Raw genomic sequence first — 18,558 nt, 5'->3', positions numbered from 1 at the left:
CCCCCCCCCCGCCGGGGGCCCGGCGCCGCCCCGGCCCCCCCCCCCCCCCCCGGCCCCCCCCGGCCGGGGGCTCCGCCGAGGGGCAGGTAGGGCTGCAGCGCGCCCCGCGGCAGCGCACGCGGGCGGGCCGGCAAGATGACGTACGCAAATCCGAAACGAATCCCTTCAGATTCGGTTACCTGAAGGCAACGAGGGTGCCCGTGCGGCGGCAAGACCCGGCCGGGACAATTTCCTCGATGGACGCACCGCTGACACCCGCGCCGCGGACGCCTGCCTCGCGGACAGCCGCGCCGAGCCCGCGCGCCGCCGCCCCGACGGGCCGCTACGCCGACCGCCCCGCCGAGGACCGGCGCGCCGAACGCCGCCGCCGACTGCTCGCCGCCGGCCTGGAGCCGTTCGGCGGCCGCACCGTCCACCGGGCCGCCACGATCGCCGCGCTGTGCGCCGAAGCAGGGCTGTCCACACGGCGGTTCTACGAGGAGTTCGCGTCCCTCGAAGGCGTGCTGACCACGCTGTACCGCGACGCGCACGCCGAAGCCGAGCAGGCTGCGGCCGAGGCACTGGCCGCCGTTGTCGCCGGACCCGGCCTCCCGCCCGCCCGCGAACTCGCGGGCGTGGTCCTGCGCGTCTACGTCGAGGTCTCCGCCCGCGACCCGCGCATCGCCCGCCTGCTGTACGTCGAAGTCGTGGGCGTGAACCCCGAGTTGGAGGCCGAGCGCCGCGACCGCCGGACGCGCTGGGTGGACCTGCTCCTCGACATCGCCGACGCCTACGCCGACCTCGACCGCCCCGCGGGCGAACACCCGGTCGCCGTCTACGCGTTCGTCGGCGCCGTCAACGGCCTGGCGCACGACTGGTGCCTCGGCCTGGTGGAGGCGACCCTCGACGACGTCGTCGCGGAGCCGACCAACCTCCTCGCGGCCGCGTTGCGGATCCCGTGACCGGGGGCCGGCACACGGCGGGCAGGCGGCGGAAGCGGGACGCCGCGCCGGTGTTCGTCATGCAGCCCGTCCTGGAGACCGTTCCCTCCCGCGACTTCGCCCTGTGGCCGGTCGCCGCGCCGGGGCGGGTCGGCTTCACGCCGCTGCACGCCGGACTCACCTCGGAGGAGGTCGGGGCGGCGCTCATGCGCATCGCGTTCTCCAACGACATCGACCCCGAGCACGATGGACGCCCGCCCCGGCCCGACGACCCGGTCGGCGCGTTCCTGCACGGACTGCTCACCGTCGACACGCCCTTCGCCGCGGGCGGCATGCGCGTCACCGACACGTCCACCGGCGTCGAGTTCCTCCCCGGCTGCTGCAACGGCCTCGAGGACTGGCGCGCATGGTACGACGTGCTCGACGGCGGGTCGGCGTCCTTCGGTCACGACCCCGACCCGCTGGCCGAGCGCGTAGGCGACACCGTCCGCCTGACCGTCGACTGCGAGCGGCCGGACAGCCCGGTGGTCGAGCTGCCGACCGACGCTCTGCGCGACCTGCTCGCCGGGGCCGGACGCGACCTCGCGGACTTCCTCGCCCTGGCCGCCACCTGGGCGGACGAGCACGTGCCGGACCACGCGGCCTCCCTCACCACCGCCCTCGGCCGCGCCCTCGCGCTCTGACCTCGACCCGACGCCCTCGACTCCCCCGACGCCTTGACGCCGCCCATAGCGGAAGATCACCATCCCGCCGCTCCGCAAAGCCGCGCCAAAGCGCGCCTCAAGCCAGGGCCCGGCTTTCGTCATGATCGCCAGGCCGCCCGCGTCGCCCCGCCGACGTGCTCGTTGGCCCCGGCATGGGACTGCGAATCACCCCCGACGGCGCGGCCGTCATGGACCGGGCGAGCCTCAACACGCTGCTGGAGCTCGCCGCGGTGTACGAGGAGGAGCGCGGCGAACCGGTCGAACCGGGCACCGCACTGGACCTGGCCTTACGCCAGGCCTGGCAGGCGGCGGCCCGCGCGGCGGTGGCCGACCGGTCGCGACGCCGGCGAGCACCGGGCCGGATCGGATAGCAGCCGACCCGCGGGCGACGGCCGACCGAATCACGACGCCAGGGAGCACCGGGCTCGGTAGACGCCGGCCCGTGAGCGACGTCCGACCGAATCACGACGCCAGGGAGCACCGGGCCGGGCCGGTAGGCGGCCGGGCCGTGCGGCGGTAGCCGACCGGTCGCGGCGCCTTGGAGCGCCGGGTCGCGTCAGGTAGGCGGCCGGGGCCGTGCCGCAGTAGGCGGCCAGGGCCGTGCGGCAGTAGCCGACCGGTCACGAAGCCAGGGAACTCCCGGCCGCGCCGGGTGAGCAGCCGGTCTCAGGTGCGGGTGCGGCGCGGATTCCGCCTGCCTAAGCTCGTGACTGGGCCCCGTCTCCCCTGGAGCGACCGATGAGTGTGTCCCGAGATCTGATGACCGCCGCGTTGGAAGCCGACCGGCAGCGCCCGGTCTCACAGGGCGCGCTGTCGCTCGCTCTGGCCGGGGCCGAGCTGATCGAGCTCCTGCGCGCGGAGGCGGCGGTGCTGGACGGCGACGTGATCCTCCCGGCCGGAGTGGCCCCGGCGGGTGACGCCCTGCTGAACCAGGCCGCGACGGCGATAGTGCGTGTCGCCCCGTACGAGCGGCTCGACGACTGGCTGTGGCGCCGCGGCCGCGGGCTGGCGGCGGCCTACATCGGGCAGTTCGAGGCCGAAGGCGAGCTCACCGTCGAGCCCGGCCGCATGCCGTTCCTGGCCGGCGAGGCCACGCTGCCGGACACCGACGAACGGCAGCACGTCCACGAGCTCCTGGCCTCCGACGACGTGGTCCTGACCACCCTCGCCGCCGCGGCGGGCTTCCACGACCTGGTCGACGACGACGCGCCGGGCGCGGAGGGCACGGTGCTGGGCGCCGTCACCGACGCGGCGAACGAACTCGCCGCGATCCAGCAGCGGCACGACATCGAACAGGCGGCCTTCGACAACGTCTGGCGCGGCTTCTGACGTCCGAGCCGGCCGGTTACGCCTCGCCCCCGAGCACCCGCACCGCGTTGTCCACCGCCGCCCGGCGCCCCTCGCTCGTACGCGCCTGAAGGATCGGCAGCAAGACCAAATACCTGGCGGTCTTGTCGAGCGCCGCAAAGGCCTCCTCCGCCGCCGGGCTCCCCCTCAGCGCGGCCACGAGCTCCTCGGGCGCCGCAGCCGTCGACTGCGGCGCATAGGCAGCGTCCCAACGCCCGTCCCGCTGTGCCTTGCGCACCTCGGCAAGCCCCGGCTCACGCATCCGCCCAGCCGCCGCCAGAGCCGCGACCTTGTCGACATTGACCTGCGACCACAGACTCCGCGGCCGCCGCGGAACGTACTTCTGCAAGTAGAACCGACCGTCGTACGACCGACGCTGCCCCGAGATCCAGCCCCAGCACAACCCGACGTCGACCATCTCGTCCGCGGTCACGGACGCGACCCCGGACCCCTTCTTGGCGACCTTGACCCACACGCCCTCATCCCGCGTGTGATGACCCGCCAACCACTCGTCGAACGCCTCAGCATCCACAAAAACGACGACCTCAACCCCGTCGATCTCCTCCATCCCGCCAGGCTAGGCCGTGCCAGGCCGTCGGCTCGGGCGCGCGCTGCGGTCGGGTTGGGGGGCGACTGCCGTGTCGGTGTCAGGGTGTGCGGAGTTGTGCGGGGAATCCGGTCCAGCGCAGGTCGGTGGGGAGGTGGGTCATGTCGTTGTAGACGAAGATGCTCGGTCCGGTGAAGTCCGCGATCGCCTGGGTGTCAGCCGACGGCATCCAGGGCCGGGGCGATGACGGTGAAGGCGCGGTCGGTCAGGGCTTTGGGGTCTTCGGTGCCGTTGCTGGCGCTCCAGCGTTGGAGGACGGTGCCGAAGGCGGTCAGGGCCATGCCGGCGGCCAGGTGGGGGTACAGGTCGGCGCGGGGGTCGAGGTTCAGGCGGGTGGCCAGTTCGGCGGCCAGGTCGTCGCGCCATTGGGCCTGGCGTTCCAGGAAGCGGGCCAGGAGGGCCGGGGTGCCCAGGATCAACTGGACGACGGGCAGGGCTTGTCGGGTGTGCCCGGCGCAGGCGTCGATGGAGACCCAGACGGTGTGGCGCAGGGCGGTCGACGGGGACTCGGCGGCGGGGCGGGCGGCGAGTTCGGCGCGCATGGTGGTGCCCATGTCGGCGAGGAACTGGATCACCACGTCCTCTTTGGACGCGAAGTAGCGGAAGAAGGTCCGCTTGGAGACGCCGGCGGCGGCCACGATCTCGTCGACGGTGACCGCGTCGAACCCCTTTTGGGCCAGCAGCTGCAGGGCGGCGCGGGCCAGTTCGTCGGCGACGAGTCGGCGTTTGCGTTCGGCCAGGGTCACTTCAGGGCGGGAACTCACTGCCTCAGAGTACCCTCCGCGCCTTGAATGGCATCACGCGCACTGCTTGACACTAAGTGTCATGTCAGGCAGCGTGTGCCACATGAGCATTGAGCGCGGCTGGGCCGCCGAGCAGATTCCCGACCTGGGCAGGCGGGTGTTCGTCGTGACCGGGGCCAACAGCGGTCTCGGCCTCGCGACCACCCGGGCACTGGCACGCAGCGGCGCGCACGTGATCCTCGCCGTGAGGGATGAGGGCAAAGGGCGCGCGGCGGTCGCACAGCTGGCCGACGAGATTCCAGGTGGCGTGTTCGAGGTGCGGAAGGTCAACCTGGCGGACCTCGATTCGGTGCGTGCCTTCTCCGACGAACTGCACGCCGAGCACACGCGGTTGGACGTACTGGTCAACAACGCCGGACTGATGGCGCCGCCCCGTCGGACGCTCAGCCCGCAAGGCCACGAGGTGCAGTTCGCGGCGAACCACCTCGGCCACTTCGCGCTGACCGGTCTGCTGCTCGACCTCCTGGAGGCCGGCAGCGATCCCCGTGTGGTCACGGTGAGTTCGGCCAACCACCGCAAGGCGGCCCTGTACTTCGAGGACCTCACCGGCGAGCACAGCTACTCGCCCATGGGCTACTACAACCAGTCGAAGCTGGCCAACGCCGTCTTCGGGTGGCAGCTGCACCAGCGGCTGACCGCGGCCGGCAGCCCCGTGCGCAGCCTGCTCGCGCACCCCGGCTACACCGCGACGAACCTGCAGACGAGCTCGCCGACGGGCATGGTCAGGTTCCTCTTCGGCCGCCTCCTGCTGCCGCTCGCCCAGACGGCGGACCAGGGCGCGCTGCCCACGCTCTACGCCGCGACCGCCCCGGACGTCGAGGGCGGGCAGTTCTTCGGCCCGGACGGCATGGGGGAACTGCGCGGCGCGCCCAAGGTGGTGGAGCCGGCGCCGCGGGCGGCGGACGCCGAAACCGGCCGCAGGCTGTGGGAGCTGTCGGAGGAGCTGACGGCGGTGAGGTTCGGGCTCCCGGCGGCTGCTTGAGCGCCTCTTCGGACCGGTTGCCATCGGTGTGCGGGCTTAGGATCGGCGCCATGACGACGCGACTTGTCCAAGTCAACATCAACGCTCTGGACGACACCGCGCTCGGCCGGTTCTGGGCGGACGTACTCGGTTGGAGTATGTCCAGCGAGGGGCCCGGCGTGACCAACCTCGAGCCCGAGGGGTTCGTCTACCCCGACCCCGTCGCCGTCTGCATCGACATCGCCCGCGTCCCGGAACGCAAGACGGTGAAGAACCGCGTGCACCTCGACCTGGCCACCACCTCCGCGGCCCATCAGGCGGAGCTGGTCGCGCGTCTGCTGGAGCTCGGCGCGACGCACGCCGACGTGGGTCAGGGCGATGTCCCGTGGACGGTCCTCGCCGACCCGGAGGGCAACGAGTTCTGCGTCCTGGAGCCCCGCGACGTCTACCGTGACACCGGGCCGATCGCCGCCGTCGTCGTCGACTGCGCGGACCCGCGCGCCATGGCCCGGTTCTGGGACGAGGCGACGGACTGGACGCCGCACGAGGTGGCCGACAGCCACGCGTCGCTGCGCTCCGGCAAGGGCGTCGGGCCGTACCTGGAGTTCATTCGCACGCCCGACGTGAAGACGGTCAAGAACCGCGTCCACCTCGACCTCGCGCCGTACCCCGACGACGACCACGCGGCGGAGGTGGAGCGGCTGCACGGGCTCGGCGCCACCGACGTCGACCTCGGCCAGGGCGACGTGCCGTGGGCGGTCCTCGCCGACCCCGAGGGCAACGAGTTCTGCCTGCTCACGCCGCGCTGAGACGCGGCACGGGGCGTCCTTCTACGCCGACTCCTCCACCAGGCCCAGCCGGTGGGCCACCGCCGCGGCTTCGCCGCGGTTGGCGACCTCGAGCTTGGCGAGGATGTTCGAGACGTGGACGCTCGCCGTCTTCACGCTGATGAACAGGTCCTCGGCGATGCGCCGGTTGCTGTGGCCCTGGGCGAGGCGCGCGAGGACCTCGCGTTCGCGCGGGGTCAGGGCGGGGCCCAGGCCGTCGGTGGTCGCGGGCGTGGTGCCGGGGGCCTGTGGGGTGAGGGTCAGGCCGGCGCGGCGGGCGAGGAGTTCGGTTTCGACGCGGAGCGGTTCCGCGCCGAGGGCCTCGGCGGTGGCGTGCGCGGCGGCCAGTGCCTCCACTGCTTCGGTGCGGCGGCCGGCGGCGGCGAGGGCGGCTCCGAGGGCGAGTTTGGCGCGGGCCTGGTCGTGGGGCTTGGCGGTGCGCTGCCAGGCGGCGTCGGCGGCGCGCCACTGGTCGAGGGTGGCGGTGCCGTCGATGTGGTCGAGGTGGACGGCGACGGTGGCGGCGTACGCCTCGTCGAGGTCGCAGTCCCGCTGCAGCGTGGCGGCGAACGCCCGGATCGCGGCGGCCTGGGCGCGGGCGGTCTCGTCGGGTCCGTCGGCGGCGACGGCCTCGGCCTCGGCCTGGGCCGCCTCGGAGGCGAGCGGCCAGCCGTAGCGCTGGTGGCCGGCGAGGACGCCTTCGGCGATCTGGGCGTTGACGAGTTCGCGGACGTCGGCGAGCCGGCCGGCGTGGCGGGCGGCGATGACGTCGACCATGCGGTGCGGGATGCGGAATTGGGGTTCCATGTACATCTCGCTCGCGGCGGTGCGGACCCGGTTGAGGTGGCGCGCCGCGGCGTCGGTGTCGCCGCGGTGCATGGCGAGTTCGGCGAGCAGGCGTTCGAGGTGCGCGGCGGTGCGCAGGCCTGGGCTGAGGGCGAACGCCTCGTCGGCGACCTTGTCGGCCTCGTCCCAGCGGCCGAGGGACAGCAGGCTCTCGAACAGGTTTCCGGCGGTGAAGACGGACATCTGGCGCTGCCCGTGCGCGTTCGCGACCTCGAGGCCGCGCCGGGCGTGCACGACGGACTCCTCGTGCCGGCCGAGGCCTTCCAGGAGCGAGGCGTGGTTGGCGAGCGAGCTGCTGAGGGCGTCGGCGCGGCCGGTCCGCTCGACGGCCTCCTCGCCGGCGCGGATGGCGGCCTTGCCGAGCGCCTCGGCCTCCTCGATGTCGCCGGTGCCGAGCAGGAACCAGGCGAGGATCTTGGCGACGTCGGCCTCGGTGGACTTGTCGGCGATGCGGCGCGCGATCTCGAGTGCCTCGCGGGCGTCGCCGACGGCGCCGTCGGCCTGGCCGCCGAGCATGAGGGTGCGGGCGATCTGCACGCGGACGGCGGCGTGCTCGGTCGACTCCGGGAGCCGGGCGAGCAGTTCCTCGGCCTTGCGCAGCTCGGGGAGGCCGGAGGCGCGGGCGTTGGTGCGCAGCAGGTGGGCGCGCATGAGCCACAGCTGGGCGGCGTGCCGCGGGTCGGCCTCGGCGTCGACGAGCGTGATGGCCTGCCGCACGAGGGCCAGGCCGCGGTCGACGTCGTTCAGGTAGCGGGCGGCGCTCGCGCCCTGTTCGAGGATCTCGACCTGCGTGCGTCCGGAGAGCCCGGCGGGGTCGGGCAGCCGCTCCCAGGCCTCGAGGGCGGCGTCGAGGAGGTGGAGCTGCTCGCCGTACGCGTAGCGGGCGCGGGCCTTGTCGGCGGCGCGCAGGAGGGCCGGGAGCGCCTTCTCGGCGTTGCCGGCTCGCCACCAGTGGATGGCGATGCTTCCGGTGAGGTCGTCCTCGGATGGCCGGTCGGGGCTGCAGCCCAGCGCGGACTCGAGGGCGAGCGCGTAGGCGGCGTGGCTGCGGACGCGTTCGCCGGGCAGCAGGTCGTCGAGCGCGGCCTCGCGGACCAGGGCGTGCCGGAACGCGTAGCCGTCGCGGTCGCGCGCGGGGGCCAGCACGTACGCGCCGACGGCGGCGCGCAGGGCCTCGTCGAGGTCGTCGCCGTCGAGGTGGGCGTGTGCACTGGCGACGTCGGCGAGGAGGTCGTGCTGGACGCTCGCCCCGCCGACGGCGGCGAGCCGCACCACCCGCTGGGCCTTCTCCGGCAGTTGCTCGATGCGGATGAGGAGCAGGTCGCGCAGCGAGTCCGACAACCGGGTCAGCCGGCCGTCGCGGACGCTGTCGGCGAGCTCCTCGACGAAGAACGCGTTGCCTTCCGAGCGCGTGTACACCTGTTCGACGAGCTGGATCGACGGCTCGTCGCCGAGGATGCCGGCGAGCTGGGCGGCGACCTGGTCGCGGGTCAGGCGCTCGAGGTCGACGCGGCGGACGGTGCGCACCCGGTCGAGCTCGGCGAGCACCGGGCGCAGCGGGTGGCGCCGGTCGACGGCGTCGGCGCGGTAGGTCGCGAGGATCAGGACGCGGGCGCGGCGCAGCGAGCGGACCCAGTACGCGAGCAGGCCGCGGGTCGCGGGGTCGGCCCAGTGCAGGTCCTCGATGGCGACGACGAGGGTGCGTTCGGCGCCGAGGGTCTCCAGCAGGTGCAGGGTCAGGTCGTACAGGCGGACCCGGTCGCCGGGCTCGTCGGTGTCGCCGGCGGGCTGCGCGCCGGGCACCATGCCGGGGGCCAGGCGCGCGAGGTCGGCCTCGCGGCCGTGCGCGGCGGCGGCGAGCTCGTCGCCGAGGGCGGCCTCGAGTCCGCGCAGCGCGCCGGCGATGGGCGCGAAGGGCAGGCCCTCGGCACCGAGCTCGACGCACGCGCCGACGGTGGCGACGGCGCCGCCGGCGGCCGCCCGCGCGAGGAACTCCTCGAGCAGGCGGGTCTTGCCGACGCCGGCCTCGCCGGCCATCAGGACGACGGCGGGCGTGCCGGAGTCGGCGGCGCGCAGGGCTTCGTCGAGAACGTCCAGTTCGTGGGCGCGGCCGACGAAGACGGGGCTGACCGGATTGTGCATGGGCGCGAGCATGTCACGCCGGACCCGTGCCGGGGCAGACCCCCGTGCGCGGGTCTGTGTGAAGTACACGACCCGGACGGCTCGGGCCGGGGCGTGACGGGATGGGATCGGGCTACTCGTAGACGGTCGCCGCCTGGAGCGCCCGTGCCATGAACGTCCAGTCACCGCCGGCTGGCGCCTCCTTCCCGGCGTTGCGGTGCCAGCCGTCGGCGGCGTCGATCCACGCCGCGAGCGATTCCAGGTAGTCGTCGAGGTTGTCGTTTTCCCACTCGTGGCCGCGCGTGAGGTAGTCCTCGCGTAGGGCGCGGACGAAGGCGGCCAGTTCGGTACGGCTGGCGATGTTGTCACCCGGGGATATCGGCATGGCCCCACGCTAGTGGGGCTCGTGTATGGAGTCCGAGGCGAACATGAGCGTGGCCCCTATCAGCAGCAGGCCGATGTTCGTCCACAGCAAGTACCCGTCCAGGAACGTGAGATGACGGGTCACCGCCCACAGCCGGAACCAGCCGAAGTAATGCTGGACGACGCCGGCGCCGCCTAGCGCGGCGAGCACGAAGCCGACGGTTTCGAGGAGCTTTTTCATGCGTCGATCGTTTCGCCCGCGCACCACCCGCCGATAGCGCCGGAGGTCGACGGCACCACCGACGAAAGTATCGGGTTCGTGCGACCGCGGTAGGCCCCGCGCGTGACCTTGGCCTTCCTCTCCTCCCCCGTCGAACAGCCGAAATCCCGTACTCCTCAAGGGTGAACGCGAAGATGCGCGACGCAGGCCGCGCCCGGGATGCTGGACGCCGTCGCCCGCCTGGGAAGGCGCGGCCCGAGCGAGCTGGAGAGACCGACATGCGATCGGCCATGCGTACCGTCGTCCACCGTTCCGTGCGGCGCGTACTCACCGCCGCCACCGGGGCCGGGTCCGGCGACGGTAACGGCAACCGCGGTGTGCGGCCATCGCGCCACGGCCTGGTCTCCGTGTCGCTCGCCGGCGCCCTCGTCGCCGCCCTCGCCCCGGCCGCGGACGCCGCGACCCCGGCGGAGGCGTCGCCGTGCCCGCTCGGCTACGTCCGCATCGTGTGCGTGGACCTGACCCAGCAGACCCTGTGGACGCAGGACAAGGACGGCAACCGCACCTTCGGCCCCGTCCCGATCCGTAGCGGCCGCAAGGCCTTTCCGACCCGCACCGGCCTGAAGCGCATCTACGCCAAGAAGGCCCACGAGTACTCGAGCCTGTACAACGTGTCGATGCCGTACACCCAGTACTTCGACCGCGGTCAGGCCCTGCACGCCTACGCGGGCGCGATCACCGACCCTCCGGGCTCGCACGGCTGCGTCAACATGCGCTTCAGCGACGCGAAGAAGGTCTTCTCCCTGACCCGCAACGGCGACTACGTGTTCCTGTGGGGCAGCCGACCGTAAGTCAGGGCGTGCCCGGGAGTTCCTTCGCAACGGTGCTCGCGCGCCGCGCGAAGCGGTAGAAGGCGCGGACCTCGGAGCGCTTGGCCTTGCGCGTCGACGCGAGCCCGATCGTCCGGTTGATCGGCGGGTCGAAGGAGCGGGCCGTGACCACGCTGCTGAACGAGCCGACCAGGTCGCGGTACCAGAGCATCGACCCGACGCCGCCCGCCACCGCCGTCAGCCACGCGCCGCGTTCGTCGGTCTCCAGGACGATGTGCGGGCGGGCCCCGGCCGTCGCGAAGAACTCGTCGAAGTCGGCGCGACGGGTGCTGCCGCGCGACGGCAGGATCATGGGCAGGCCGTCGGTGGCCGCCCACGGCACGGGGTCCGGAAGGTCGACGCCGAGTGGGGAGACGAGCACGACCTCGTACGTCCGCAGCAGGTCCATCTCAAGGTCGGGCGGCGCGGGCGTGTCGGTCAGGCCGACGTCGATCTGGCCCGCGCGCAGCGCCTCGAAGATGTCGTCGCGCCCCAGGTAACGGGTGACGTCGACGGAGATGCCGGGCAGGTGGCGGGCGAAGCGCGGCGCGAGGCCGCTGATCATCTGGATGGCGAGCGCGGGGGTGGTGCCCAGGCGTACCGGCTCGACGGGCGCGGTCGCGGGCGGCGGCGGGGTGAGGCACCCGGCGATCGCGTCCACGCCCGCCAGCACCGTGTGCGCGAGCAGCACGACCCGGTCGCCCTCCCGCGTCAGCCTCGTCCTGCCGGGTCCCCGGGTGACCAGCGCGACCTTCAGCTCACGCTCCAACGCCTGTACCGCGCGCGTGAGCGCGGGCTGCGTCGTGAACAGCGCCTCCGCCGCGGCGGACACCCCGCCGTGTTCGGCGATCGCGATGAGGTAGCGCAGCTGGGTGAGGGTCACGGGCGCAAGGTAGCGACACGGCGCCGACATCTCGATGTAACGAAGGGAAAGACTTGGCAACGGCAAGGCCGTTCGAAAGTCAATGAATTGACCCGCTGGATTCAACACGTGTCAACGCCGCCCACCTGCGCCTTAGCGAGCGCACACCGAACCGCGCCACCGGGCTTGCGAGTTCACTCCGAGTGACGCGATTCAGCGCCTCACCGCACAACGGACGGCGCGGGACGCACGAACCTCCGGTCCCTCCCGGCCACCTCCGCCACGGGCCCTCCGGCGCGCAGCACGACCTCGAGGACCCCGTCCGGGTCACACGCGTAACCACCGGAAGCCCAGGCGGCGTTGGCCTCGACGACCGCCCAGCCGAAGCCCTCGACGAGGCCGACGTCGACGACGATCGCACTGGGCAGGTTGCCGGCCTCGGCGGCGACGACCTCGGCGCCGAACGCGAGCGCGTCCGCCCCCTCGGCGCACTCCTCGACGGGTGCCACGGCCAGGTCCCCCGCGACCGCGTACCGCGACGCGGCCCGGATCTCGCCGTCCACCACGAACAGCCGGAACTCGCAGCTGAACGTGACCGCTTCGGAGATCAGCACCTCCGTGTCCGGGTCGGCGGCGTCGGGGCCGGGCAGCTGGGTCCCGTCGCGGTACACCTTCGCCGCGAACGACTTGTCGTTGGGCGGCTTCACGAAGACGGGACGACGCAGCGTCCAGGCGTGCGCGAGCGTGCTCGCCTCGACGCGCCGCCCGACGAACTCGTACGGCAGCTCGGCCAGCCAGCCCGGCGGCGCCTCCAGAAACCCGACCTCGAGGTCGGCGGCCACGGCGTCGGCGAACAGCGGCCCGGCATAGACGTGCGCCGCAAGCCCGTGGAGCTCGGCGGGAGCCGTCCACCCGGTGAGCCGCTCGACACGCATCCCCCGCCGGTACGCGGCGGTCGCAAGCTGCCGATCGGTCTCGGTGCTGCGCGGCGCGAGAACGAGGACACGGTCGGAGCGCGGGACGGCTGTGGCGGTCATGCCCCCGAGAATGCCGCAGGCCACAACGAACGCGACACCGGATATCAGCCGGGCTTCACCTAGCGGACGGCTCGGCGTCCGCGTACTCGAACGCGCCCGTCGCCGGTTGCGGTCGCCGACACGCACCCCCCGCCCCAGCACGGTCACGGGTGCGGGGTTGGTCACCGGCATGCGGGGCGGTTCCGCGGGGAGGGTCCGGAGGCCCGGTAGGGTGATCTTGTGCTTTCGCTTGTCCACGCCATTCGCTATGTGACCCCTCTGCGCGAGGGCGGTTCGTTGCCCGGGATCGTCGAGGCGGACGATCTGGGGACCTACGTCGTGAAGTTCCGCGGCGCGGGTCAGGGGCCGAAGGTGCTGGTCGCCGAGGTGATCGTCGGCGAGTTGGCGCGGCGGCTGGGGCTGCGGGTGCCGGATCTGGTGCGGGTGGAGTTGGACCCGGTGATCGGGCGGAGCGAGCCGGACGAGGAGGTGCAGGACCTGCTGCACGCGTCCGGCGGGCTGAACCTCGGGATGGACTTCCTTCCGGGGTCGGTCGGGTTCGACCCGGTGGCGTGGCAGCCGGACGGGGAGACGGCCGCGCGGGTGCTGTGGCTGGACGCGTTCACGAGCAACGTCGACCGGACGTGGCGCAATCCGAACCTGCTCGTGTGGCACGACCGCCTGTGGCTGATCGACCACGGCGCGGCGCTGTGGTTCCACCACGCGTGGCAGGCGGCGAAGGCGGCGGCGGTGCGGCCGTACGACGCGTCCGACCATGTGCTGGCGCCGACGGCGGCCGGGCACATGGAGGAGGCGGACAAGGCGCTGGCGCCCTTGGTGACGTCCCAGTTGCTGGGTGAGGTGACGGCTCTGGTGCCGGACGACTGGCTGGTGCCGAGCGAGGCCGAGGTGGCGTTGGGGCTGGATTCGGCGGACGCGCTGCGCGAGGCGTACGCGACGCATCTGCTGGACCGGCTCGCGAACCGGCAGGCGTGGCTTCCGGCGGTGGACGCGGCATGAGCACCTCCGGTACGCCCCTGCGTGCGGCTCCGTCCGGTGCCGCGTCCCCTGCCGACATCCCGACCGAGGTCGCGGCCGCGGAGCCGCTCCTGGCGGAACCGCCCGTGCGGCGGCGGGAGTTCTTCGAGTACGCGATCATCCGGGTGATCCCCCGGGTGGACCGCGGCGAGTGCATCAACGCCGGCGTGGTGCTGTACAGCCAGGCGTTCGACTTCCTGGGCGCGCGCACGTTCCTCGACGTGCCGCGTCTGTGCGCGCTGGACCGGACGGCGGATTCGGTGCAGACCCGGGCCGCGCTGGCGGCGTGGGAGCTGGTGTGTGCGGGCGCGCCGGGCGGCGGGCCGGCGGCGTCGGAGCCGCTGGGGCGCAGGTTCCGGTGGCTGACGGCGCCGCGCAGCGCGGTGGTGCAGCCCGGGCCGGTGCACGGCGGGCTGACCGCCAATCCGGCGGCCGAGCTGGACCGGCTGTTCGACCTGCTGGTGCTCTGAGACGGCGGTTCACGAGGCGGTTCGCCCATCGCACGTCGCCCGCTTGGGCCGTCGGATAGAACGCGAACACCTCCGCGGTCAGCATCCTGCTCCCCGCGATCAGCGTGGACACCGGCACATCGGTGGCCACGCCGCAGTGGGCCGTGACCGGCTACTCCCTGGTCGGGCGGATGCGGCCGTCGAAGGCGCCCTCGGCCGCGCACTACGCCGCGGGCGGCTCCCACGCCGTGCCGCACAGGCCGGTCAACGCTCCGTCGCAACCAGGACAGCGGTGATGATGGCCATCACGGACCAGCCGAACCATACCCAGGCCACGGCGTCGTACAGGGCGGTGTAGAGGGCGGCCACAGCGAGGTAGATCCCGGAGCAGATGACCATCCCACGGGTGGGTGTGCTCGGGGTGACACCGTTCATAGGGCCCTCCCGGCCGGCTTCGGCGTCGGTGGCGGGCTGCGGGACAACAGCCCTGCTTCGCAGGTTAGCGCGCGGACGCGGACCGGTTGGAGCCCTTGCAGGGATCCGGGGCGTCGGGGCCGCCCGTGCCCGCCGTAAATACGGGGATGCCGGCGGAGTCGCATGGGACCCGCGTGGCGGCGGTTCAAGATCGCTAACATGCGGTCTCGATCACGGGGGCACCGCCGCGGCAGACGCGGCCGGAACAATGGGCACGGCATGCGTACGTCGGGGAAGTTCGCACGTCTGGCCGCGATAGCGGCCACTCTCGCCCTCGGGGCGACGGCCTGTCGCGGTGGTGGAGACGGCGGCTCGGGGGGCCGGTGCCGGCCAGGCCGGCGTCCGCACGCGGTCCCGAGGCGCCCAGCGGTGCCCCCGGCACGTCCGGGGCGGCGGCCGGCTGGCCGCCGCACGACCCGCCGCTCGACTTCAGGAGCCCGGACACCCCCGCGCTGCCGGCGGACGCCATGGCGGGCCAGAGCGCAAGCAGCCGCTACACCGCCCTGCGCCCCGCGGTCATGCTGCGCGACGCCGTGGCGGTCGTCGGCGGCCCGTCGGCACTCACCGCGTTCGACATGAACACCGGCCGCACCCTCGGTGCGGTCGCGGCCAAGAACGCCGCGCCCAAGTCGGCCGGGGGGCCGGCGGCGCCGAACGCCGCGCCGCGGCCCGCCGCGGTGAACGGGCGCGAGCCGGCGGTGAGCGCGTTCGTGGGTGCCGTCCCCGCTCAGGGGACCACAGCGGCCCGCGCGGCGGTCGAGGTGGTCGCGATGGACACCGCCGGCTACGGGGCCGCGCTGGACGTACCGCTGGACCTGCCCGACTGGGCGAACGACCCCAACTCGACCAGTTCGGTCGGCGCCGACCTCGTCGGCGTCAGCGGCACGACGGCGGTCGTGGCGGTGAGCCGAGGCGACCACAACGCGGCCTTCGCGGTGGACCTCGGCGCCGGCAGGCAGCTGTGGCGGCACGACGACTTCCGGGCGTTCCACACCGCCGACGGGCGCGTGCTCGGCAAAGTGATGCTCAGCGCCGCCGACAGCAAGCTCGTCGCCCTCGACCTCACCGATGGCGCGACGGCGTGGGAGCGCCCGCAGTACATCGACGTCCACGGCGCGCACGGCCTGGGCCCGCACCTCGCGCTGGTCGTCACGTACGACCACGACCGCGCGAAGGACGTCCAGGTGGTCCTGAACGCGGCCGACGGCGGCGAGCTCCGCGTGGAGGACCCGGTCGGGGCCGCGTTCTGCCAATACGACGAGCGCTCGGTCGTGGTGTGCGTCAGCGGGGCGCCCGCGAGCCCGGACCATGTGACCGCGTACGACGCCACCAGCGGCAAGGTGCTGTGGCAGCTGCCCGACACGGCCGCCCACCGCGTCGTGCCCGCGGTGCGGACCGTGTGGCACGGCGTGGTCTACGCCGAGGTCGACCACAAGCCGGTGCTGCTGGACGCGGCGACCGGCGCGGACCAGCCGGGCACACCGCGCGTCGCCGCGCTGATGGTCGACGCGTACTTCGGCCCGACGCTCGAACAGGACGGCACGCTCGTCGCGTACCGCACCAGCGCTTGAGCCCCCGCGTGAACGGCACGCGCCCCGGGGGACGTCTGGTGGAGGTCAGTCGGGCGTGCGGCCGTACGCGAGGGCCTCGTGAAGGTTGTGCTCGACGATGCCGAGCATGAACTCGCGGTCCGGGAAGTCGCCGTCCAACAACCGGAGCGGGCCGGCGACCAGGGACAGGTGCATGGCGAGCCCGTACAGGCGCATACGGGGCTCGTCGAGCGTGTCGAGGACGCCTGCCGCGCGGGCGAGTCGGGGGTAGTGCTCGCCGAACCGGAGCCGTAGGAAGACGTGTTCCCACTCGGCGTCGAAGTAGAGCAGGCCTTCGATGTCGACCAGGACGGGCTGCCCGTCGTCGTCGACGAGGACGTGGTCCGGGCCGAGTTCGCCGTGGATGAGGCTGAGGCCGGCGCGCGGACGCACGGCGCGGGCGTGCTCGTTGAGCAGGGCGCGCAGGCGGTCCTGGTCGGCGTGCACGCGCGGGTCGCGGGCGGCGGCTTCGGCGAGGTCGTCGAGGGCGCGGGCGAGGACGTGGGCCTCGCAGGGCGGGTCCGCGGGACCGGCGCCGTCGGAGGGCGCGGCGTCCGGGCCGGCGCCGGTGCCATCAGGGCTCGCGGTGTCCGGGCCCGCGTCGATGTAGGCGGCCTTGCCGCAGCGCGCTCCGGCGTACGGCGGTGCGGCCGCGTGCATCGCGCCGATCATCGCGCCGAGCCGGTCGAGGACGGGCCCGGCCCGGCCCGGGTCGGTGTCCAGGAGGTCTTCCAGGGTTCCCCCGCGCAGGTCCTCGACGACGGCGAAGGGCGCCGGGAAGCGGGTGGTGGTCGCGTCGGCCAGGAGGAGGCGCGGGACGCGGACGCCGAGCCCGCTGAGCCGGTCGTGCGCGGCCTGGAAGAGCCGGAAGCTGTTCGCGTGGGCGAAGGGGCCTGTGTCCGCGTGGGCGGTGTGGTCGGTGTGCTCGCCCCGGTCATCGTGGCCGGCCTGGTCGTCGTGGCCGGCCTGGTCGTCGTGGTCGGCCTGGCCCGCGCGGCCGACGGCGTGCGTCCAGTAGTCCTCCGCCGGGTCCCAGACGTAGACGACCGCCGAGCGGCCGTCGGCGGTGTGCGCGCGGTAGACGCCCTTCTTCGAGCCGCCGCGGAGGCGTTCGACGGCGGTCACCTCGGGCGCGCGGCCGCCGGGCGCGGCGGGGCCGAGGGCGTGGCCCACCAGGTCGGCGAGCGCGGCGTGGTTCGCGTCAAGCAGGGGGCGGAGCAAGGCGGCCTCACATACGGGCGGTGGGGGGCGACGGGAAGAGGGGTGGGAGCGCAGCGACTCGAATATGGGGGGTGACGGGCGGGCGGGTTATCGGGCCGCGTCCACCAAGCCGAAGGCCGGGTCGTCGGGGTGGTCCGAGACCCGGTAGGCCGCGTGGCCGCCGAACACCGCCGGGTTGCCGTACCGCAGGTAGCCGTGCTTGGGGCAGCCCACGCGCGGATACGCGATGCCGCGCAGGCGCGTGATGGCCGCGCGGGTGTCGTCGCCGGTCGGCGTGTAGACGACCATGCGGGTCTCGGGAACGTCGAGCGCCATGGCCGTCGAGGTGAGCGTCAGCACGCCGACCTCGGGGTGCTTGACGCGTTTGGTGTGCGAGTCGTTGAGGAGGACGTCCTGGCGTGCCCACAAGGTGGCGAACGCGGTGCTGGCCTCGCACAGGCGTTGGACGAACGCGGTCCAGGCGGGCTCGCCGACGTGGCGCCCGTAGGCGGCGCGCAGGGACGCGACCATGCGCGCGTGTTCGCTTGCGGGGTCGACGAACACGCAGCAGCAGCGGTCCACGGTGAACACGTTCCACAGGACGTTGCGTTCGGTCCGCCGGGCGAGGGCGACGCCGGGGAAGATCGCCGCGTAGGTGGAGTTCCAGGCCAGCGTGTCGTAGCGCGCGTTGTAGACGGCGGCGGGCAGCGGGTCGAGGTGGTCGAGGATCTGCTGGACCTCGGGGCGCACGTGGTCGCCCGCGTCGGGCAGGGTGACCGAGGGGATGTCGGCGAGCCGGTACAGGTGTTCGCGTTCGCCGACGTCGAGGCGCAGCGTGCGGGCGACGGCGTCCAGGACCTGGGCGCTGGCCTTGATCGGGCGGCCCTGCTCGAGCCACGTGTACCAGGTGACGCCGACGCCGGCGAGCTGCGCGACCTCCTCGCGGCGCAGCCCGGGCGTGCGGCGCCGACTCCCCTGGGGCAGTCCGACGTCGGCGGGGCGGATGCGTTCGCGTCGGCTGCGCAGGAACGCGGACAACTCGCCGCGCCGCACGAGCTGGCGGCTGTGCGGGCTGTCGGCCGCGGGGGCACCGGCGGCGGCTTTGGTGGCCGGCGGGGTGCCGGCGGAGGCTTCGGCGGCCCCGTCGGCCGCGCCCGCGGTGGCCGGGCGCGCGGCCGGGTCCGGTGCCCGTACCTCCGCCAAGTCCGGTACGGGCACCGGGGTCTCCGCGCGCCTGTGGCTCATGCCGTTCATCCTCGCCCCCCGGAACAGCCGCTTCCAGGTGGCCTTTATACCTGGATAACCACCTCTCTTTTACGGGTACCGGGCCGCGGCGACGCTG

General features: G+C 73.5%; 21 protein-coding genes. 10 read left to right on the top strand and 11 right to left on the bottom strand.

Annotated features, from left to right (window positions below; all coding sequences use genetic code 11):
- The first annotated feature begins 236 nt into the window (after positions 1–236).
- From QI554_RS02195 to QI554_RS02180, 4 genes are all read left to right on the top strand, one after another.
- The gene (locus tag QI554_RS02195) at positions 237–941 is read left to right on the top strand and encodes a TetR/AcrR family transcriptional regulator (RefSeq protein ID WP_281465153.1); all 705 of its coding nucleotides are present in this window, start codon (positions 237–239) and stop codon (positions 939–941) included.
- Between the two features lie 59 nt (positions 942–1,000).
- Complete coding sequence (locus QI554_RS02190; protein WP_343230746.1) at positions 1,001–1,603, top strand: hypothetical protein; 603 nt, start codon at positions 1,001–1,003, stop codon at positions 1,601–1,603.
- Positions 1,604–1,776: 173 nt separating this feature from the next.
- On the top strand, positions 1,777–1,995 hold the full coding sequence (locus QI554_RS02185; RefSeq protein WP_281465149.1) for a hypothetical protein: 219 nt from the start codon (positions 1,777–1,779) through the stop codon (positions 1,993–1,995).
- Between the two features lie 367 nt (positions 1,996–2,362).
- Positions 2,363–2,953, top strand: a complete 591-nt coding sequence (locus QI554_RS02180) for a GOLPH3/VPS74 family protein (RefSeq protein WP_281465148.1) — start codon at positions 2,363–2,365, stop codon at positions 2,951–2,953.
- A 16-nt stretch (positions 2,954–2,969) separates the two neighbouring features.
- On the opposite strand, the gene QI554_RS02175 is transcribed toward QI554_RS02180, so the two are convergent.
- From QI554_RS02175 to QI554_RS02165, 3 genes are all read right to left on the bottom strand, one after another.
- On the bottom strand, positions 2,970–3,539 hold the full coding sequence (locus QI554_RS02175) for a YdeI/OmpD-associated family protein (RefSeq protein ID WP_281465146.1): 570 nt from the start codon (positions 3,537–3,539) through the stop codon (positions 2,970–2,972).
- Positions 3,540–3,618: 79 nt separating this feature from the next.
- On the bottom strand, positions 3,619–3,747 hold the full coding sequence (locus QI554_RS02170; RefSeq protein WP_281465143.1) for a hypothetical protein: 129 nt from the start codon (positions 3,745–3,747) through the stop codon (positions 3,619–3,621).
- On the bottom strand, positions 3,734–4,342 hold the full coding sequence (locus tag QI554_RS02165) for a TetR family transcriptional regulator (RefSeq protein ID WP_281465141.1): 609 nt from the start codon (positions 4,340–4,342) through the stop codon (positions 3,734–3,736). Before QI554_RS02165 ends, QI554_RS02170 begins: the two co-directional genes overlap by 14 nt.
- An 82-nt stretch (positions 4,343–4,424) precedes the next feature.
- Between QI554_RS02165 and QI554_RS02160 the strand changes: the two genes are divergently transcribed.
- Together QI554_RS02160 and QI554_RS02155 are read left to right on the top strand one after the other, a co-directional pair.
- A complete protein-coding gene (locus QI554_RS02160) occupies positions 4,425–5,363 on the top strand; it encodes an oxidoreductase (protein ID WP_281465139.1) in 939 nt (312 codons plus the stop codon).
- A 50-nt stretch (positions 5,364–5,413) separates the two neighbouring features.
- Positions 5,414–6,151 carry a VOC family protein gene (locus tag QI554_RS02155; protein ID WP_281465137.1) on the top strand — a complete coding sequence of 246 codons (738 nt, stop codon included), beginning with the start codon at positions 5,414–5,416 and terminating at the stop codon, positions 6,149–6,151.
- A 21-nt stretch (positions 6,152–6,172) separates the two neighbouring features.
- On the opposite strand, the gene QI554_RS02150 is transcribed toward QI554_RS02155, so the two are convergent.
- The 3 genes from QI554_RS02150 to QI554_RS02140 all read right to left on the bottom strand — a co-directional run bounded on the left by QI554_RS02150 (position 6,173) and on the right by QI554_RS02140 (position 9,740).
- Positions 6,173–9,157 (bottom strand): helix-turn-helix transcriptional regulator, encoded by a 2,985-nt coding sequence (locus QI554_RS02150; RefSeq protein WP_281465136.1) that lies wholly within the window; start codon positions 9,155–9,157, stop codon positions 6,173–6,175.
- Between the two features lie 112 nt (positions 9,158–9,269).
- Positions 9,270–9,521, bottom strand: coding sequence for a DUF7660 family protein (locus QI554_RS02145; RefSeq protein WP_281465134.1), 252 nt, complete (start codon positions 9,519–9,521; stop codon positions 9,270–9,272).
- A 9-nt stretch (positions 9,522–9,530) separates the two neighbouring features.
- Positions 9,531–9,740 (bottom strand): hypothetical protein, encoded by a 210-nt coding sequence (locus tag QI554_RS02140; protein ID WP_281465132.1) that lies wholly within the window; start codon positions 9,738–9,740, stop codon positions 9,531–9,533.
- Between the two features lie 257 nt (positions 9,741–9,997).
- On the opposite strand from QI554_RS02140, the gene QI554_RS02135 reads away from it, so the two are divergent.
- Positions 9,998–10,570: a L,D-transpeptidase gene (locus tag QI554_RS02135; RefSeq protein ID WP_281465129.1), complete on the top strand. Its 573-nt coding sequence runs from the start codon at positions 9,998–10,000 to the stop codon at positions 10,568–10,570.
- A gap of 1 nt (position 10,571) precedes the next feature.
- Here QI554_RS02135 and QI554_RS02130 read toward each other — a convergent pair whose 3' ends face one another.
- Together QI554_RS02130 and QI554_RS02125 are read right to left on the bottom strand one after the other, a co-directional pair.
- Positions 10,572–11,471 carry a LysR family transcriptional regulator gene (locus QI554_RS02130; RefSeq protein WP_281465128.1) on the bottom strand — a complete coding sequence of 300 codons (900 nt, stop codon included), beginning with the start codon at positions 11,469–11,471 and terminating at the stop codon, positions 10,572–10,574.
- Between the two features lie 200 nt (positions 11,472–11,671).
- A complete protein-coding gene (locus QI554_RS02125; RefSeq protein WP_281465126.1) occupies positions 11,672–12,487 on the bottom strand; it encodes an ATP-grasp domain-containing protein in 816 nt (271 codons plus the stop codon).
- Positions 12,488–12,706: 219 nt separating this feature from the next.
- Between QI554_RS02125 and QI554_RS02120 the strand changes: the two genes are divergently transcribed.
- The gene (locus tag QI554_RS02120) at positions 12,707–13,486 is read left to right on the top strand and encodes a HipA family kinase (RefSeq protein WP_281465124.1); all 780 of its coding nucleotides are present in this window, start codon (positions 12,707–12,709) and stop codon (positions 13,484–13,486) included.
- An 89-nt stretch (positions 13,487–13,575) separates the two neighbouring features.
- Entirely contained in the window at positions 13,576–13,974 is a 399-nt protein-coding gene (locus QI554_RS02115) for a DUF3037 domain-containing protein (protein WP_425527899.1), read from the top strand.
- A gap of 243 nt (positions 13,975–14,217) precedes the next feature.
- Here QI554_RS02115 and QI554_RS02110 read toward each other — a convergent pair whose 3' ends face one another.
- Entirely contained in the window at positions 14,218–14,388 is a 171-nt protein-coding gene (locus tag QI554_RS02110; RefSeq protein WP_281465119.1) for a hypothetical protein, read from the bottom strand.
- Between the two features lie 362 nt (positions 14,389–14,750).
- On the opposite strand from QI554_RS02110, the gene QI554_RS02105 reads away from it, so the two are divergent.
- On the top strand, positions 14,751–15,998 hold the full coding sequence (locus tag QI554_RS02105; protein ID WP_281465117.1) for an outer membrane protein assembly factor BamB family protein: 1,248 nt from the start codon (positions 14,751–14,753) through the stop codon (positions 15,996–15,998).
- 45 nt (positions 15,999–16,043) lie between these two features.
- On the opposite strand, the gene QI554_RS02100 is transcribed toward QI554_RS02105, so the two are convergent.
- Both QI554_RS02100 and QI554_RS02095 read right to left on the bottom strand, forming a co-directional pair.
- Positions 16,044–17,237 carry a phosphotransferase family protein gene (locus tag QI554_RS02100; protein WP_281465115.1) on the bottom strand — a complete coding sequence of 398 codons (1,194 nt, stop codon included), beginning with the start codon at positions 17,235–17,237 and terminating at the stop codon, positions 16,044–16,046.
- 87 nt (positions 17,238–17,324) lie between these two features.
- On the bottom strand, positions 17,325–18,461 hold the full coding sequence (locus tag QI554_RS02095) for a helix-turn-helix transcriptional regulator (protein WP_281465113.1): 1,137 nt from the start codon (positions 18,459–18,461) through the stop codon (positions 17,325–17,327).
- Positions 18,462–18,558: the final 97 nt, after the last annotated feature.

Origin of the sequence: Yinghuangia seranimata (assembly GCF_029953285.1) — a bacterium.
GTDB classification, from domain to species: domain Bacteria; phylum Actinomycetota; class Actinomycetes; order Streptomycetales; family Streptomycetaceae; genus Yinghuangia; species Yinghuangia seranimata.
The sequence above is the reverse complement of the archived record's forward strand: the minus strand, read 5'-3'. Positions and strand labels throughout refer to the sequence as shown.

Excerpts from the sequence above, each read along its gene's own strand:
- QI554_RS02195 (WP_281465153.1), top strand. The coding sequence starts at position 237 with ATGGACGCACCGCTGACACCCGCGCCGCGGACGCCTGCCTCGCGGACA.
- QI554_RS02190 (WP_343230746.1), top strand. The coding sequence starts at position 1,001 with ATGCAGCCCGTCCTGGAGACCGTTCCCTCCCGCGACTTCGCCCTGTGG.
- QI554_RS02185 (WP_281465149.1), top strand. The coding sequence starts at position 1,777 with ATGGGACTGCGAATCACCCCCGACGGCGCGGCCGTCATGGACCGGGCG.
- QI554_RS02180 (WP_281465148.1), top strand. The coding sequence starts at position 2,363 with ATGAGTGTGTCCCGAGATCTGATGACCGCCGCGTTGGAAGCCGACCGG.
- QI554_RS02175 (WP_281465146.1), bottom strand. The coding sequence starts at position 3,539 with ATGGAGGAGATCGACGGGGTTGAGGTCGTCGTTTTTGTGGATGCTGAG.
- QI554_RS02170 (WP_281465143.1), bottom strand. The coding sequence starts at position 3,747 with ATGCCGTCGGCTGACACCCAGGCGATCGCGGACTTCACCGGACCGAGC.
- QI554_RS02160 (WP_281465139.1), top strand. The coding sequence starts at position 4,425 with ATGAGCATTGAGCGCGGCTGGGCCGCCGAGCAGATTCCCGACCTGGGC.
- QI554_RS02155 (WP_281465137.1), top strand. The coding sequence starts at position 5,414 with ATGACGACGCGACTTGTCCAAGTCAACATCAACGCTCTGGACGACACC.
- QI554_RS02150 (WP_281465136.1), bottom strand. The coding sequence starts at position 9,157 with ATGCACAATCCGGTCAGCCCCGTCTTCGTCGGCCGCGCCCACGAACTG.
- QI554_RS02145 (WP_281465134.1), bottom strand. The coding sequence starts at position 9,521 with ATGCCGATATCCCCGGGTGACAACATCGCCAGCCGTACCGAACTGGCC.
- QI554_RS02140 (WP_281465132.1), bottom strand. The coding sequence starts at position 9,740 with ATGAAAAAGCTCCTCGAAACCGTCGGCTTCGTGCTCGCCGCGCTAGGC.
- QI554_RS02135 (WP_281465129.1), top strand. The coding sequence starts at position 9,998 with ATGCGATCGGCCATGCGTACCGTCGTCCACCGTTCCGTGCGGCGCGTA.
- QI554_RS02125 (WP_281465126.1), bottom strand. The coding sequence starts at position 12,487 with ATGACCGCCACAGCCGTCCCGCGCTCCGACCGTGTCCTCGTTCTCGCG.
- QI554_RS02110 (WP_281465119.1), bottom strand. The coding sequence starts at position 14,388 with ATGAACGGTGTCACCCCGAGCACACCCACCCGTGGGATGGTCATCTGC.
- QI554_RS02095 (WP_281465113.1), bottom strand. The coding sequence starts at position 18,461 with ATGAGCCACAGGCGCGCGGAGACCCCGGTGCCCGTACCGGACTTGGCG.